We start from the raw sequence: 12,899 nt of genomic DNA, 5'->3' as shown, positions 1-12,899 counted from the left end.
TCATATAGGTGAATATTAGAGGCTTTTAAGGGTATCGGCTATCAGGGGGGCTACCGAGATGCTGCTCTGTGGTTTTTCAAGGGTATCAGTGGATATAATCTCCTTGACACCAGCATTGTAAAGACGCACCACAGCATTGCGTGCAAGTACCGGGTGTATACAGGCAACATATATGTCTGCAGCACCTTGCTCTTTGAGCATCCGGATGGATTCTGCCATGGTACCACCGGTTGCAATCATGTCGTCCAGTAGTATCAGATCCCTTCCGCTCACATCAATCTCTTTTTCAGCAATCGTTACACTTTCTCCGCTGTGCCTTGTTTTTTCAAGTTGCTCATAGGGAATGCCTATATCTGCAGATGCACTTTTTGCAATTTCGAGGGCACCGGCATCCGGGGAGATTATTAGCGGATCTGTCAGGTTCATAGAACGTATATGATTTCCGATTAAGTGTGAAGCGTCAAGGTCAAAGGAATCGGCATTGAAATGTTCAAGTATGCTTTTCTCATGTATGTTTACCGTGAATACCCTGTCGGCGTTTATGGTTCTGGCAATTGCGCGCGCACTGACGGGTTCTCCCTGGTTGAAGACTTTGTCCTGTCTGGCATATCCCATATAGGGTATCACCACGTTGATGGTCGGTGCTTCCTCACAAGCATCTATTAATTGCAGCAGGGCTATATAATCGCCATCTGTAGGCGTACTCTGTATGATAGTAACATCATCGATACTGTCATCCCGGATGCGGGTATACAGTTCCCCGTCAGGGAATCTTTTATAATCACATATTGTGGGAGGCGTATTGAGTTGCTGTGCCACTTTAGAGGCAAGCAATTGGGAAGCTGGTCCGGCTATTATTTTCACATCATTCCCTCGCTTTTTTGATAATGGCTATGAATGTATTGGTGACTTATAAGAATTGGGTATCAGCTTTCTTTCACTTTACGGATTACCTCAATATCAGTGATCCGGGTATGGGGATAGTTTCCGGCTTCATCCTTCTCAAGTGCCTTGACCATGTCCCATATTGCAAGGAGGGCACAGCTTACGCCTGTAATTGCCTCCATTTCCACCCCGGTCTGGCCTCTGGATTTGACGGATAGGTCAACAGTAATCCTGTCTTTGCATATCTCAAAATCCATGTCTATACCGGTTATCGGGATCTGGTGGCACATCGGAATAAGTTCCGGAGTCTTTTTGACAGCCATTATGGCGGCAATACGGGCGGTGGCCAGTACATTGCCCTTCTCGACATCTCCCTTTTGGATTTCTCCAATAGTTTCTTCACAAAGGAATATACTACCCCGGGCAAGAGCAGTGCGTTTGACCTCGCTTTTTTCGGATACGTCGACCATATGGACATGGCCATCTTTGATGTGAGTGAATTCTCTCACGGATTCGCCCCGTTTAGTCTATTCTGAGGTTCTGGCGCTGCTCATAATCCTCAAGTTTTTCCCCGAGGGCTTGGTGCAGTGTCCGGGCTTCACTAACACTTAATTTGATAATTTCCTCGTCTTCCCCGTGGCTGATTATAACTCTCAGTCTGTTCCTTTCAATATCCACTACAACATTCCTGTCTTTTGTATGTGTCATTTAATCACCTTTTATTGTCTCATAATGTCTGTAATATGTTCGATCACATCGGTTGCCAGTAATCCATGCCCCTCTTTTGCAAAAGCCACATCTCCTGCCTCCCCATTAACAAATGCCCCACAGCAAGCGGCATTAAATGCATCCGTGCGACAGAACAGGGCACCCACTATTCCCGCGAGTACATCTCCTGTACCGCCAACGGACATGCCGGCATTTCCGCTATTGTTTTGTCTTATGTATCTGCCGTCAGAAATTATATCGGTTTTTCCCTTTAGGATGGTTACAACTTTGTTTTCTTGGGAAAAATCCTGTAACATTTTGGCTCTTGCAAGCAATTCTTTTCCAACTTCCTTTCCTGTGAGTTTAGCGAATTCCCCTGGATGGGGGGTCAGTATCATTTCACAATTTTCTGGAGAGGGTAGTTGTAATTCATTAAGAGCATCTGCGTCCACAACAACTTTTTTGCAGAGGGGAAGGATTTGGTGTATTGTCTGTCTTATTGTTTCTTCATTACCCACTCCCATTCCAATAACCACCACATCGTGTGCATGAATAAGGTCTTTTAAGATTTCAATATCGTTTGTCTGCAGGATGTCGGAGGATAATTTTCTGACAATGAGATTGGGGGAAAATGAGGCAATTGTATCTGACACATTTGCAGGGCAGGCAACGGTCACGATGTCTGCACCGCTGCGCAGGGCAGCCATTGCTGAAAGGGCCGGCGCTCCGGAATATCCCCCTCCCCCGATAATAAGTACCCTGCCGGACTGTCCTTTATGTGAATCAATACGACGTTTGAGCAGAGGTTCCAGGTCCCCCCTGTTTACAGCATCTTCTGCGTCCCTGCAAACACCGATATTGACAACTTCGACATCTCCTGTAAATTCACCCTGGTTTTCGAGTCCGGTTTTCATTCTGTGGAATGTCAGGGTTGTATCTGCCATGACAGTATTCTCCCTCTCTCCAGTAGCAGGATCGAGACCTGAGGGGGAGTCTACTGCAACCACATAGGAGTTGCCGGTATTTATGGCATCTATCAATGTAGATTCAGGTTCCCTGACATGCCCCCGGATGCCCGTGCCAAGCAGACCATCTACAATGACATCCGCTTCTTTGAACCATTGGAAAACATCGGATTGTGTGGAATCCGTAATTTCAGCCAGGCCCTTTATACCACAATGTTTCAATAAATTGAAATTTTCCAATGCGTCCTTTGTTCTTATGCCGCTTGCTTTCCCCGCCAGGATCACCCTTACTCTAATATTATCATAATAACTTAAATGACGGGCGGCAACAAATGCATCGCCGCCATTATTTCCCCTTCCTGCTACGATCAATACATTGTTGTGAACATCCAGGGATAACACTTTACGTGCAATTGCAGCTCCTGCATTTTCCATAAGCTGTATTCCTTTCAATCCCAGATGTGTGCAGTTTGTGTCTATGGCTTTCATTCTGTTAGGTGTAATTGATTGCATTCTTTCCCCTGTTATTTATTATTCTTCTGAGTTAATGAAATTTCTGCTGTTTTACCTTTTATTCACCATTTTGAAACGAAAATGTCTTAATAGTTTGGGATATTCCATCTTCTACAGGGAGGTATATTCTCATTCCCGCCACACCAAAAGAAAATGAACCTGAAAGGACACGTTTTAAACCTACCTATCTGATACTCGGAAGTGGGAGTATTGGTTTTGCCACAGCAAAGGCATTGAGGGAATTAGGAAAAGACCTTATCATAGTAGATAAGGACCCACAAAAAGTTGAAACTCTGCGTGAGGAAGCCTATGAGGCGATAGTGGGTGATATTTCTGAGATTGAAACTCTACGTGGCCTTCAGACTAAAAAACTCTCCGGTGTATTGATTGTCAGTTCAGACAACGAGGCCAATAAACAGGCTCTCAGGAATGTGAAAAAACATTTCCGTCCTTCTTTATACTGTGTTGCAAGGGCATCAGATGTAATTAATCTGCAGGAAATGGAAGAAATCGGTGCGGATTTTGTGTTCATGCCATCCCGGATAGTATCAAAATCCCTTACAAGGTCCCTTGAACGTGCTGAATCTGTGCGAATCGGGAACCAGCTTTCCCAGTGGTTCAGCAAAAATACTGGTAAAACCCTTGCTGTAGTGGTTCATGACAACCCGGATCCTGATGCTATAGCAGGTGCCCTGGCCCTTAAACTCATGGCCGAAAATTATGGCCTGCATCCCACGATTCTCTATAATGGTGAAATAGGCCATCAGGAGAACAAGGCATTTGTAAACCTGCTGGGTATCAATCTTGAGCATATGGAAGGTCGGGATATATCTGAATTTGATGAGATTGTCCTTGTCGATTGTGCGGTGCCAGGGTCAAACAATATGCTTCCAGAAGGAACACATATTGGTGTGGTAATAGACCACCATCCTGTGGGTGATGCTGAAATAGATGCTGATTTTATTGATGTTCGCCCCAATGTGGGGGCTTCGGCTACTATAATGACCAAGTACCTGCAGGAATTGAATATAGATATCAGCAGTGAAATCGCCACAGCTCTGCTGTATGGCATTCGTACCGATACGCTGGATTTTAAACGCAACACCGATCCCAATGATCTTTCAGCTGCTTCTTTTCTTTATCCGATGGCCGACCATGAAGTTCTGGATCAGCTTGAAAGACCGTCAATGTCTATCGAAACCCTCGATGTACTCGGCCAGGCTATCAAGAATCGGCAGGTCTTTGGTAGCTACCTGCTTTCCAATGTGGGAAACATCCGGGACAGGGATACCCTTCCTCAGGCAGCCGATTATTTACTCAATCTTGAGGGTATATTTACCACAATAGTTTTTGGTGTAAGTGATGAAGTTATCTATGTCTCAGGACGCAGCAATGATATCCGTGTCAATCTGGGTGCCATACTGAAAAAGGCCTTTGGTGAGGGCTCTGCCGGTGGCCACTCCACAGCTGCAGGTGCACAGATTGCTCTGGGTGTTTTCAGTGACATAAAAGACCGTCAGACTTTACTAAAACTTGTGGATGAGGCAGTCGTTAAGAAATTCCTCAAGGCCGTCGGGGTAGAGGAAGTAGATGAATAAGATCTGAATGAAAGAAAAAGAATATCGTTCACTTATTTTAAAGGATTTGGAAAAACAGTTATTGGAGTCTATTTCCATATCCCTTCATGATCTTGCCGTGGAAATAGTCCGTACCGGTTTCAGATGCAGTGGATGTGGTAGATGCTGCAAGTTTTCCACAGGAGATAACAGCGTACTGCTGACCTATTTTGATATTGATAATTTGAAAAAAAGCGGCAATATAAATGCGATTGAACCGACGGTAGCAGAAGAGGATATGTTTCTGGCAGATACTGAGGGCAATGTACATACATTCGGCTGGAGGCTTAAAAGGAAAACAAACGGAGAGTGTGTTTTCTTGAGTGAGGCCGGATGTACCATATATCCATTCAGGCCCCTTCTCTGCAGGACCTATCCTTTCTATATCGCAGAAGGCAAACTGGAAATTTCTGAATGCGTTGGTCAGGGCAGGATTTTGCCGTTTTATCATGCACACAGGCTTGCAAATGAAGTGTTACAACGCTATATTATTGAACTTCGGGATACCATTATGACATACAGGCATTTTAAGGAGGGTCCATTATTTCTGGCTTCCCAATCTGCTTCTGATTATAAGTTGATTGTACATGATAGCAGGGGTAAATGGATACTCGATGACAAATGATTCTATCGATTGGTTTATTTATTATATCACACATTATTTTTGCTGGTTATCATGTCTGCCAATGACTCTCATCCAATGACTATTTCAGAAAAGATATTTTCCCGTGCCTCGGGCAAGGAAGTCAAAGCCGGGGAATTCGTCCTTGCAAATATTGACCTTGCAATGACCCATGACATCACCGGTCCACTGGCTGTTGATGGTTTCTATAAAATCATGGAAGGCAAGGAAGAGAAAAAAGTGTGGGATCCCAGCAAGATTGTAATCCTGTTTGATCATCAGGTTCCGGCTGATTCTCTCCATGCAGCAAAGAATCACATTATGCTACGTGAGTTTGCACAGGAACAGAATATTCTCAATTATGACGTTTATGAAGGGGTCTGCCATCAGGTGGTGCCCGAAAAGGGACATGTGAAACCCGGTGACCTTGTAGTGGGTTCAGATTCACATACATGTGCTTATGGTTCCCTGGGTGCTTTTTCCACAGGTGTGGGCTCTACGGATATGGCAGCGGTACTTGCTTCAGGCAAACTCTGGTTCCGCGTTCCCCCGACCATCCGTTTTGAGGTTGAAGGAAAACTGCCCGAGAGGGTTTATTCGAAGGACCTCATCCTTCACCTGATAGGAGATGTGGGTGTTGAAGGTGCAAGATACATGGCTGCGGAATATGCAGGCTCTACAGTACATTCCCTTTCTATCTCTGAAAGGATGACCATGTCCAACATGGCCATAGAGATGGGAGGAAAGGCAGGTATCATTGAACCGGATATTGTTACCGAAAAATACCTGCAGGAAAGGATTCCTGACTATAAACTTGATCCCTATTGGACTTCTGATGACGGTGCAGACTATCTGGACGTCCGTCACTACGATGTATCGAACCTGGAACCACAACTTGCCTGTCCTCATAATGTTGACAATGTAAAGCCCGTTTCAGAAGTAGAAGGAACAAAAGTGGATCAGGTATTTGTGGGTTCCTGTACCAACGGCAGGTTCGAGGATCTTGAAATTGTTGCCAATATGATGGGTGATGAACCCGTTGCAGAGGGTGTCAGGCTGCTGGTTATCCCTGCTTCAAGGACTGAATACATGAAAGCCCTCAGGGCCGGCTATATAGAACAGTTCATGGAAGCCGGTGCCATTGTGGAATCTGCATGTTGTGGGCCGTGCATGGGGGGCTCGTTTGGCCTTCTGGGTGACGGTGAAGTCGGTCTGGCAACCTCCAACAGGAATTTCCGTGGCAGGGAAGGAAGCGCTGAATCCTTTGTTTATCTGGGCTCCCCTGCGACAGCTGCAGCTGCTGCACTGACAGGTGAAATTACCGATCCCAGAAAAATATAAGTAAGCAGTAGACGGGAGACCACAAAAAATATATTTATCGATGTTAATTGAATGACAAGACGTTGGCTGAAAAGCTTAAAGGTATCCCATCATATTGGTTTTTCTTCCAACGTCATCCTATTTATTTTTGGACAAGATATTTTATTACATCTACCGGACTCAGTATCCCGATTGGCCTGTATGATGCACCAACTTGATCCTCTGACATTACTATCAGGCGATGTATGTGCTTTTCAGCCATCTGCTTTGCCGCATCCTTTAGTTTCGTACTAGGATTCACGGTTTCAACAGATGATGCCATCAAATCTTCTATTGAGGCAATTTCCCAGTTTTTGTCTCCGAGTCTGGAGAGAATATCCATTTCGGAAACAAATCCAAAGGTTTCACCATTTTCGTCAACTGCTACAACAGCAGAAACATCACGATTTGCCATTGTTTCTGCTACCTCTGCTGCGGTTGCATCCATTGGCACTGTAACCACTCCTCTGCTCATTGCATCTTTTACCTGCATATTTTCCCCTATCATTTTCCGACTCCTTGGAAAGGTATCATTTACCTCTTCCTCATTTAATTTATTTTTTGCAGGCATATATAGGCATTGGTCATTGAAGAAGGGAAAATCATATAAAATCATATATCCTTTGGAAAACCTGTATTCCTTTCTTCAGGGAGTGATTACCAATGAGTTCAATTTCAGTTCTAGAAGATGTATATGATGTTATAGAAGATCGCAAAGAAAACGCAGTTGAAGGTTCTTATGTATGCTCTCTTTTGAAGCACAATAAAGGAATGGATAAGATTCTGGAAAAGATAGGCGAAGAATCCACAGAAGTAATCCTTGCCGCAAAAAATGGACAAAAAGACAGGATCATTGAGGAATCCTGCGATTTATTTTTCCACATGCTGGTTATGCTTTCAGCCAACAACATTACCCTGGATGAGATATCTGCTGAGATGAAAGGCAGACGTCACTGATAATTTAGTAAACGGCAAGTTCGTGCAGTACATCGGTTTTTGATAACAGTCCTGCCGGCTCGTCGCTGAGTGTCACCACAAGTCTTCCGATATCGTGCTTGTTGAACATCTGGACTGCATCACTGAGGGAAGAATTCCCGTTAATGGTGATAAGGTCCTTTGTCATAATATCTTTAACTTTGAGGGTCATTTTTCCGCTCGCAAGAGCTTCTCCTATATCTGTGAATGTCACAATCCCGACCATCTTGCCGTTATCTTCCACGGGCGCACCATGTATATTGTTGCTTACCAGTATTCTGGCAGCTTCCTGGATGGTTGAATTAACACTTACATAAATTGGCTGGTGAGTTATGTAATGTTTGACGGATTTTTTGGGTAGTGAAACCATTTCGTTTATTGAGAATAGAAGGGAATTTTCGGTATCATCCCTGCCTACGATTTCCCCGCGAACTGTCAGCCTGTTTACAGGGGTTGGGCCGACCTGTACCTGGTCTCCTTCGAGGAAACTGCGGACATTGCCTATTACTTTGATCCTGCCATTGCAAAGGTCTGGATGCCTGACTGTTGTGAATATGATCTCCGCAGCTGTAGCTCCCTGTACAAGTTCCCCGTTACGATAAATGGGCACATTTGCTTCATGTTCCATGGATGTGACACAAAGGGCTTCATAGGCGGTACCCGTTGCACGGTATCCTCCCTTGGGACCGGGGACTCCTTCTACAAGTCCCAGCATTTTCAGGGACTGCATCTGGTTGCGGACTGTCCCTGGATTGCGGTCAATCAGATAGGCGATCTCTTCCCCTTTAACGGCCGAATCTTTCTGGCGCTGTAAATTTATCAATGCAATTAGTATTTCTTTCTGGATTGGAGTAAGTTCCATGATGACCACCGTTTTATAGTAAGAAATAATCAAAAGCTGTATTTATAAATAGTGTTTTTGCAGAATAAAGACTATATATCTTACTTGTGTTTGTCGCAATCGGAAGGTAATCGTATCATGATATTTGAGAAGATTAGTACAGTACCTACAGAAGATGAACTTGTGGACAAGGCTTTCAGGCGGGCCAGTCGTGCAAATGCAGGTAAGGAGAGAGGAGGTAGGGAGGCTGCTCTGAAAGCAGATGAATCAATGGTACTTACTGCAGGCAATATCCTGACAGATAATCTCTCCAACATTGTGAGGAGATTCCCCAGTTTTGAAACCATACCACCTTTTTATTATGAACTGGCACAGATACTTGTGGATGTTGACAGGATGAGGCAATCCCTGTCCAGGCTTGACTGGGCCTCTTATAAAATCCATGACCTTTCCCGGGAATATGTCCAGAAAATGAGGGGTACCCCTTCATCACCACAGGTGAGAAAAGAAGCGTTTGGCAGGATGGCTTCCGTTATTTCATCCATCAAGAAGGATCTTTTGTATCTGAACGAAGCCCGCAACAAGCTCCGTAAACTGCCGGATGTGAGGGAAGAACCCACCATCGTGGTGGCAGGTTATCCTAATGTGGGCAAGTCGAGTTTTGTGGCTGCTGTCACCGATGCAAGACCAGAGGTTGCTTCATACCCCTTTACAACCAAGGGTGTTACGATCGGTCACTTTATGCGCGGATATAACCGTTATCAGGTAATCGATACTCCCGGTCTGCTCGATCGCCCGATGTCGGATCGCAACGAAGTGGAGATGCAGGCTATTACTGCTCTGAAATATCTTGATGCAGTGGTAATTTTTATCCTTGATCCCAGCGAAACGTGTGGCTATGAAATATCCCAGCAGGTAAAATTGCTTGATGATGTACGGGATAATTTTGGATTGCCTGTGCTGGTCGCTGCAAATAAACTGGACCTTTGTGAAAACAACACGGTTAAAGTGGATATTGAAATGTCTACTCTCTCCGGTGAAGGAATAGACGAGGCGCTTTCATTGTTACTCGAGCGCCTGGAAGAATGATTTAAAGTGTTTCCTTCATAATTTCCATTGCTCTTTTTATGTTTTGCATTGAGGTGGCGTATGATATGCGCATATGTCCTGTTCCCCCTTCACCGAATGCTTCACCCGGCACGACCACTACTCCGTTTGCGATAAGTTGCCGGGCATATTCAGGTTCGACCTCGGGGAATGCATAAAATGCACCTGCGGGCTTGTGGCATTTGATACCCATCCCATTGAGCCCTTCTATGAGCACATCCCTGCGTTTTTTAAATTCTTCGCGCATCTGCACAACCGGGTCAAGTGGTCCCTGAATGGCAGCAAGGGCAGCCCTCTGGGAAATGGAACATGCACACGCCTGTACATATTGATGAACTTTTAACATTTGCTGGATGTATTCTGAAGAAGCGGTTACGTATCCCAGTCTCCAGCCGGTCATCGAATAGGTTTTTGATGTTGCATTCACGGTAATTACATTGTCTGAATATTGGGCGGGGCTGACATGTTCTCCTTCATAGATAAAATGCTCATAGACCTCATCAGAAATCAGTGTAAGGTCATAGTCATCTGCAATCTCGGCAAATCCTTTCATATCTTTTTTCGTCTGGACGGCCCCTGTGGGATTGGAAGGGGAATTCACGATAAAAGCTTTGGTTTTTGACGTAATCTTTTCCATCACGTCTTCGGGTTGCATTCTCAGGTCATCGGACAGGGACACACCGATTCCTTTTCCTCCCATAATTCCTGCAAGAGATGCGTATGATACGAAACCCGGATCTGCAAGAAGAACTTCACCCCCCGGGTTTACCAGTGATGCAAGTGCTATTTCCAGGGCCTCTGAGGCACCGGATGTTATGATTATATCATCCGGTGTGGTGGCAATTGCATTTTCTTCCCGGAACTTTTTGCTCAACGCCTCCCTGAGTTCTATGATGCCGGGTCCCACGGTATAGCCTGTAAATCCTTCATTTATGGCATCTATAGCACCCTTTTTTACATGTTCGGGTGTGTCAAAATCCGGCTGCCCCAATCCAAGATTGATGGCATCCGAGCCGGCCGCTTCGAATATCTTGCGGATGCCGGATATGTCGATGTCCTGTACCCTCTGCGAGAATTTCCCGGCAAACATGTTTCACTCCAGTTTGGCGTGGCGCGATTTAAGGTCCGCTTCTGATGCACCTGTGATAAAGATGAGTTCTGCGACAAGAGCATCAAGGAAGACAAGGGAGGAAATTTCAAAGGAAGTGCCCAGGGGTGTGAGGTGGGAATATTCTCCTCTCATATGTCTTTCAAGATAACCACCGGCGTCATCCTTGCTGCGTCCCTGTATTTCCAGGGTTGCATCTGATATATGGCCAAGTGTGGAATCTTTGTTGGAGGTTACTGTTATCAGGGTTGCTCCGATATCTTTTGCAATCCTTCCCAGGTCGGAAACTGAACGCGTTTCACCTGATCCGGAAATGGCAATTATCACATCGTTTTTGTGCACAGATGGGGTTGTAGATTCTCCTACTACATAACTTGTAAATCCCAGGTGCATGAGGCGCATAGCAAAAGCTTTCCCGACAAGGCCTGATCTTCCCGCTCCCATTATAAAAATGGAACCTGCATCCATTATATAATCAATAGTTTTCTTAATACTTTCCGTGTCAAGCCTCTGTGCTATGTTCTTTATGTGATCGGCCATCAATTCCATGGATAATGTGAGGTGTTCACATTCATTACAGGTATTCATTCTCTTTATTTCTCCTGTTTTTCTTTACTGCTATCCTTGTAATTTATGTTTTTTACTTTCCAGTCATCAATTTCTTTGAGATGCTCGGTTAATCGGGTAATGTCTGAATCATCCCCATACCAGTATATATCAATTTTCACATCTCTCTGCTGCAATTTTCTGACGATATGCTCTGCAAAAAAGAAAAGGGCCTTTTTGTTATAGAAGGGGATGTGGAATGTAGCCCTGTAACCACCTTCACATTTAGCATAGGATACCAATACATATCCATGACTTTCATATTCTGTTATTTTCTCAAAAGGACAAACAATTTCCACTTCATGGACAGCGGATTTATCAATCCGGGAAATAGAAATAAGGATTCTTCCAACTACGACTTCAGGAGTTTGCCTGCCAAACCACGCCGATATTTTCCCATAGGTGCAAATGACATTGACATCGTCTCTTCCCATTTCATAAGATGAAAGGGACTGGTTGCTGGTATTTTCCTTAATGTCTCTTTCTATGGATTCCATAGGTTAAACAACACTTATCTGTTTGAGGATACCAATGCTGTAATCATATCCCTGTCTTTCTTGAGGGTCTTGAGCTGATCGGCCGGACCAATAAGGGTCAGTCTGCCTTTTGGGCCCTTGTTGAAAAGTTTTCCCAAAAATGACTTTGTTTCATGGGCTGGATACGTCTCCATTTCGATACCTGAGAATTCATCAGGTGCAATATGTGTCATTGTCATCTCGATAAGGTTGGCTTCCTCTTCAGGACTGAGTCCCCTTTCGAGTACAAGGATTTTGCCATTTTTCACTTCATCAATAATGAAACGAACCTTTTCCACAGGTTTCATCCTTGCAAGCCGATCCTCTGAAAGTAAATCCATTTGAATTCCCTGCATTTCAATCACCCGAATCTTTTTGCAATTTCCTCATAAAGAGTATCAATGTTCTTTCCTTCAAGGGCAGATATGGCAACGAGTGGATGCTGGGGGAACGCTTCCCTAATTGTTGAAGGCGATGAATCTTCACGATCAATCTTGTTGGCAGCGATTAAGAGCGGAAGACCACGAGCTTCCATATTTCCGATGACCGTGACATTTACCTGGGTAAACGGGTCTTCGGTTGCATCCATTACAAGGATTATACCGTCAAGGTTTTCCAGCCATTTGACCGCTTCAATAACCCCTTCAGTGGCTTCCTTTGCTCTGCGTTTAGATTCTGCTTCACTCATCCCCTGCTCCATGAATTCATGGAAATCTATCTTTGTGGCAAGACCGGGAGTGTCTATAATATCAAGTGATAATGAATTACCATTGCCTTTGATTGTTACTCCTTCTCTTCTCCTGGCACGGCGTGTTTCATGCGCAACATTGGATACTGAACCCATGGCATCTCCTGTCCAGTCACGTAGTATGCGATTTGCAAGGGTGGTCTTTCCTGCATTTGGGGGTCCATAAATGCCAATCCTTGCACTTTTTTTATTGAGCAGTTTCTTCAGAAGACCTGTGAAGTTTCTTTTTAATGATCTTATTACTCCCATCTATTTCCTCCATTTCTAATGTGGGAATTGTCCTCTTGATTTCTGATATTATCATTATATAAATAAGCGTCTGTTTTTCAAT

At 44.4% G+C, this 12,899-nt stretch carries 16 protein-coding genes; 5 read left to right on the top strand and 11 right to left on the bottom strand.

What is annotated here, in order from left to right; all coding sequences use genetic code 11:
* Nucleotides 1-15 precede the first annotated feature (15 nt).
* The 4 genes from EFE42_RS05645 to EFE42_RS05630 all read right to left on the bottom strand — a co-directional run bounded on the left by EFE42_RS05645 (nucleotide 16) and on the right by EFE42_RS05630 (nucleotide 3,071).
* Nucleotides 16-864 carry a ribose-phosphate diphosphokinase gene (locus tag EFE42_RS05645; RefSeq protein WP_123136320.1) on the bottom strand — a complete coding sequence of 283 codons (849 nt, stop codon included), beginning with the start codon at nucleotides 862-864 and terminating at the stop codon, nucleotides 16-18.
* 62 nt (nucleotides 865-926) lie between these two features.
* Complete coding sequence (gene moaC / locus EFE42_RS05640) at nucleotides 927-1,394, bottom strand: cyclic pyranopterin monophosphate synthase MoaC (RefSeq protein ID WP_123136319.1); 468 nt, start codon at nucleotides 1,392-1,394, stop codon at nucleotides 927-929.
* 13 nt (nucleotides 1,395-1,407) lie between these two features.
* Complete coding sequence (locus EFE42_RS05635; RefSeq protein ID WP_123136318.1) at nucleotides 1,408-1,593, bottom strand: hypothetical protein; 186 nt, start codon at nucleotides 1,591-1,593, stop codon at nucleotides 1,408-1,410.
* An 11-nt stretch (nucleotides 1,594-1,604) separates the two neighbouring features.
* A complete protein-coding gene (locus EFE42_RS05630; RefSeq protein WP_123136317.1) occupies nucleotides 1,605-3,071 on the bottom strand; it encodes an NAD(P)H-hydrate dehydratase in 1,467 nt (488 codons plus the stop codon).
* Nucleotides 3,072-3,259: 188 nt separating this feature from the next.
* Here EFE42_RS05630 and EFE42_RS05625 point away from each other — a divergent pair, with 188 nt between their 5' ends.
* Genes EFE42_RS05625 through EFE42_RS05615 form a run of 3 tightly spaced genes read left to right on the top strand, consistent with a single transcriptional unit; the run spans nucleotide 3,260 to nucleotide 6,650 of the window.
* A complete protein-coding gene (locus tag EFE42_RS05625) occupies nucleotides 3,260-4,669 on the top strand; it encodes a DHH family phosphoesterase (RefSeq protein WP_123136316.1) in 1,410 nt (469 codons plus the stop codon).
* 7 nt (nucleotides 4,670-4,676) lie between these two features.
* A complete protein-coding gene (locus EFE42_RS05620; protein WP_123136315.1) occupies nucleotides 4,677-5,312 on the top strand; it encodes a YkgJ family cysteine cluster protein in 636 nt (211 codons plus the stop codon).
* Nucleotides 5,313-5,363: 51 nt separating this feature from the next.
* Nucleotides 5,364-6,650, top strand: coding sequence for a 3-isopropylmalate dehydratase large subunit (locus tag EFE42_RS05615; protein ID WP_233564735.1), 1,287 nt, complete (start codon nucleotides 5,364-5,366; stop codon nucleotides 6,648-6,650).
* 121 nt (nucleotides 6,651-6,771) lie between these two features.
* Here EFE42_RS05615 and EFE42_RS05610 read toward each other — a convergent pair whose 3' ends face one another.
* Nucleotides 6,772-7,176, bottom strand: a complete 405-nt coding sequence (locus EFE42_RS05610; RefSeq protein WP_123136397.1) for a CBS domain-containing protein — start codon at nucleotides 7,174-7,176, stop codon at nucleotides 6,772-6,774.
* A 155-nt stretch (nucleotides 7,177-7,331) separates the two neighbouring features.
* Between EFE42_RS05610 and EFE42_RS05605 the strand changes: the two genes are divergently transcribed.
* Entirely contained in the window at nucleotides 7,332-7,625 is a 294-nt protein-coding gene (locus tag EFE42_RS05605; protein WP_013038310.1) for a phosphoribosyl-ATP diphosphatase, read from the top strand.
* Between the two features lie 4 nt (nucleotides 7,626-7,629).
* Here the strand turns inward: EFE42_RS05605 and EFE42_RS05600 are convergent, their stop codons facing one another.
* Nucleotides 7,630-8,505, bottom strand: a complete 876-nt coding sequence (locus EFE42_RS05600) for a CBS domain-containing protein (protein ID WP_123136314.1) — start codon at nucleotides 8,503-8,505, stop codon at nucleotides 7,630-7,632.
* Nucleotides 8,506-8,622: 117 nt separating this feature from the next.
* Between EFE42_RS05600 and EFE42_RS05595 the strand changes: the two genes are divergently transcribed.
* A complete protein-coding gene (locus EFE42_RS05595) occupies nucleotides 8,623-9,573 on the top strand; it encodes an NOG1 family protein (RefSeq protein WP_199724091.1) in 951 nt (316 codons plus the stop codon).
* Nucleotide 9,574: 1 nt separating this feature from the next.
* Here the strand turns inward: EFE42_RS05595 and EFE42_RS05590 are convergent, their stop codons facing one another.
* From EFE42_RS05590 to EFE42_RS05570, 5 genes are read right to left on the bottom strand one after another with little or no spacing between them, the layout of a single operon-like run.
* Nucleotides 9,575-10,681 carry a pyridoxal phosphate-dependent aminotransferase gene (locus EFE42_RS05590; protein ID WP_123136313.1) on the bottom strand — a complete coding sequence of 369 codons (1,107 nt, stop codon included), beginning with the start codon at nucleotides 10,679-10,681 and terminating at the stop codon, nucleotides 9,575-9,577.
* 3 nt (nucleotides 10,682-10,684) lie between these two features.
* Nucleotides 10,685-11,287, bottom strand: coding sequence for a 6-phospho-3-hexuloisomerase (hxlB, locus tag EFE42_RS05585; RefSeq protein ID WP_123136312.1), 603 nt, complete (start codon nucleotides 11,285-11,287; stop codon nucleotides 10,685-10,687).
* Between the two features lie 5 nt (nucleotides 11,288-11,292).
* Complete coding sequence (locus tag EFE42_RS05580; RefSeq protein ID WP_123136311.1) at nucleotides 11,293-11,802, bottom strand: hypothetical protein; 510 nt, start codon at nucleotides 11,800-11,802, stop codon at nucleotides 11,293-11,295.
* A 14-nt stretch (nucleotides 11,803-11,816) separates the two neighbouring features.
* A complete protein-coding gene (locus EFE42_RS05575; RefSeq protein WP_123136395.1) occupies nucleotides 11,817-12,176 on the bottom strand; it encodes a DUF2073 domain-containing protein in 360 nt (119 codons plus the stop codon).
* A gap of 5 nt (nucleotides 12,177-12,181) precedes the next feature.
* Nucleotides 12,182-12,817 carry an Era-like GTP-binding protein gene (locus tag EFE42_RS05570; RefSeq protein ID WP_072361427.1) on the bottom strand — a complete coding sequence of 212 codons (636 nt, stop codon included), beginning with the start codon at nucleotides 12,815-12,817 and terminating at the stop codon, nucleotides 12,182-12,184.
* Nucleotides 12,818-12,899: the final 82 nt, after the last annotated feature.

The sequence above is a fragment of the Methanohalophilus sp. RSK genome (assembly GCF_003722075.1).
In the GTDB taxonomy this organism is placed as follows: domain Archaea; phylum Halobacteriota; class Methanosarcinia; order Methanosarcinales; family Methanosarcinaceae; genus Methanohalophilus.
The sequence above is the reverse complement of the archived record's forward strand: the minus strand, read 5'-3'. Positions and strand labels throughout refer to the sequence as shown.

Bases quoted from the DNA above. Each gene is read 5' to 3' on its own strand.
- EFE42_RS05635 (WP_123136318.1), bottom strand. From the start codon at position 1,593: ATGACACATACAAAAGACAGGAATGTTGTAGTGGATATTGAAAGGAAC.
- EFE42_RS05630 (WP_123136317.1), bottom strand. From the start codon at position 3,071: ATGCAATCAATTACACCTAACAGAATGAAAGCCATAGACACAAACTGC.
- EFE42_RS05620 (WP_123136315.1), top strand. From the start codon at position 4,677: ATGAAAGAAAAAGAATATCGTTCACTTATTTTAAAGGATTTGGAAAAA.
- EFE42_RS05615 (WP_233564735.1), top strand. From the start codon at position 5,364: ATGTCTGCCAATGACTCTCATCCAATGACTATTTCAGAAAAGATATTT.
- EFE42_RS05610 (WP_123136397.1), bottom strand. From the start codon at position 7,176: ATGATAGGGGAAAATATGCAGGTAAAAGATGCAATGAGCAGAGGAGTG.
- EFE42_RS05605 (WP_013038310.1), top strand. From the start codon at position 7,332: ATGAGTTCAATTTCAGTTCTAGAAGATGTATATGATGTTATAGAAGAT.
- EFE42_RS05600 (WP_123136314.1), bottom strand. From the start codon at position 8,505: ATGGAACTTACTCCAATCCAGAAAGAAATACTAATTGCATTGATAAAT.
- EFE42_RS05595 (WP_199724091.1), top strand. From the start codon at position 8,623: ATGATATTTGAGAAGATTAGTACAGTACCTACAGAAGATGAACTTGTG.
- EFE42_RS05590 (WP_123136313.1), bottom strand. From the start codon at position 10,681: ATGTTTGCCGGGAAATTCTCGCAGAGGGTACAGGACATCGACATATCC.
- hxlB (WP_123136312.1), bottom strand. From the start codon at position 11,287: ATGAATACCTGTAATGAATGTGAACACCTCACATTATCCATGGAATTG.
- EFE42_RS05580 (WP_123136311.1), bottom strand. From the start codon at position 11,802: ATGGAATCCATAGAAAGAGACATTAAGGAAAATACCAGCAACCAGTCC.
- EFE42_RS05575 (WP_123136395.1), bottom strand. From the start codon at position 12,176: ATGCAGGGAATTCAAATGGATTTACTTTCAGAGGATCGGCTTGCAAGG.
- EFE42_RS05570 (WP_072361427.1), bottom strand. From the start codon at position 12,817: ATGGGAGTAATAAGATCATTAAAAAGAAACTTCACAGGTCTTCTGAAG.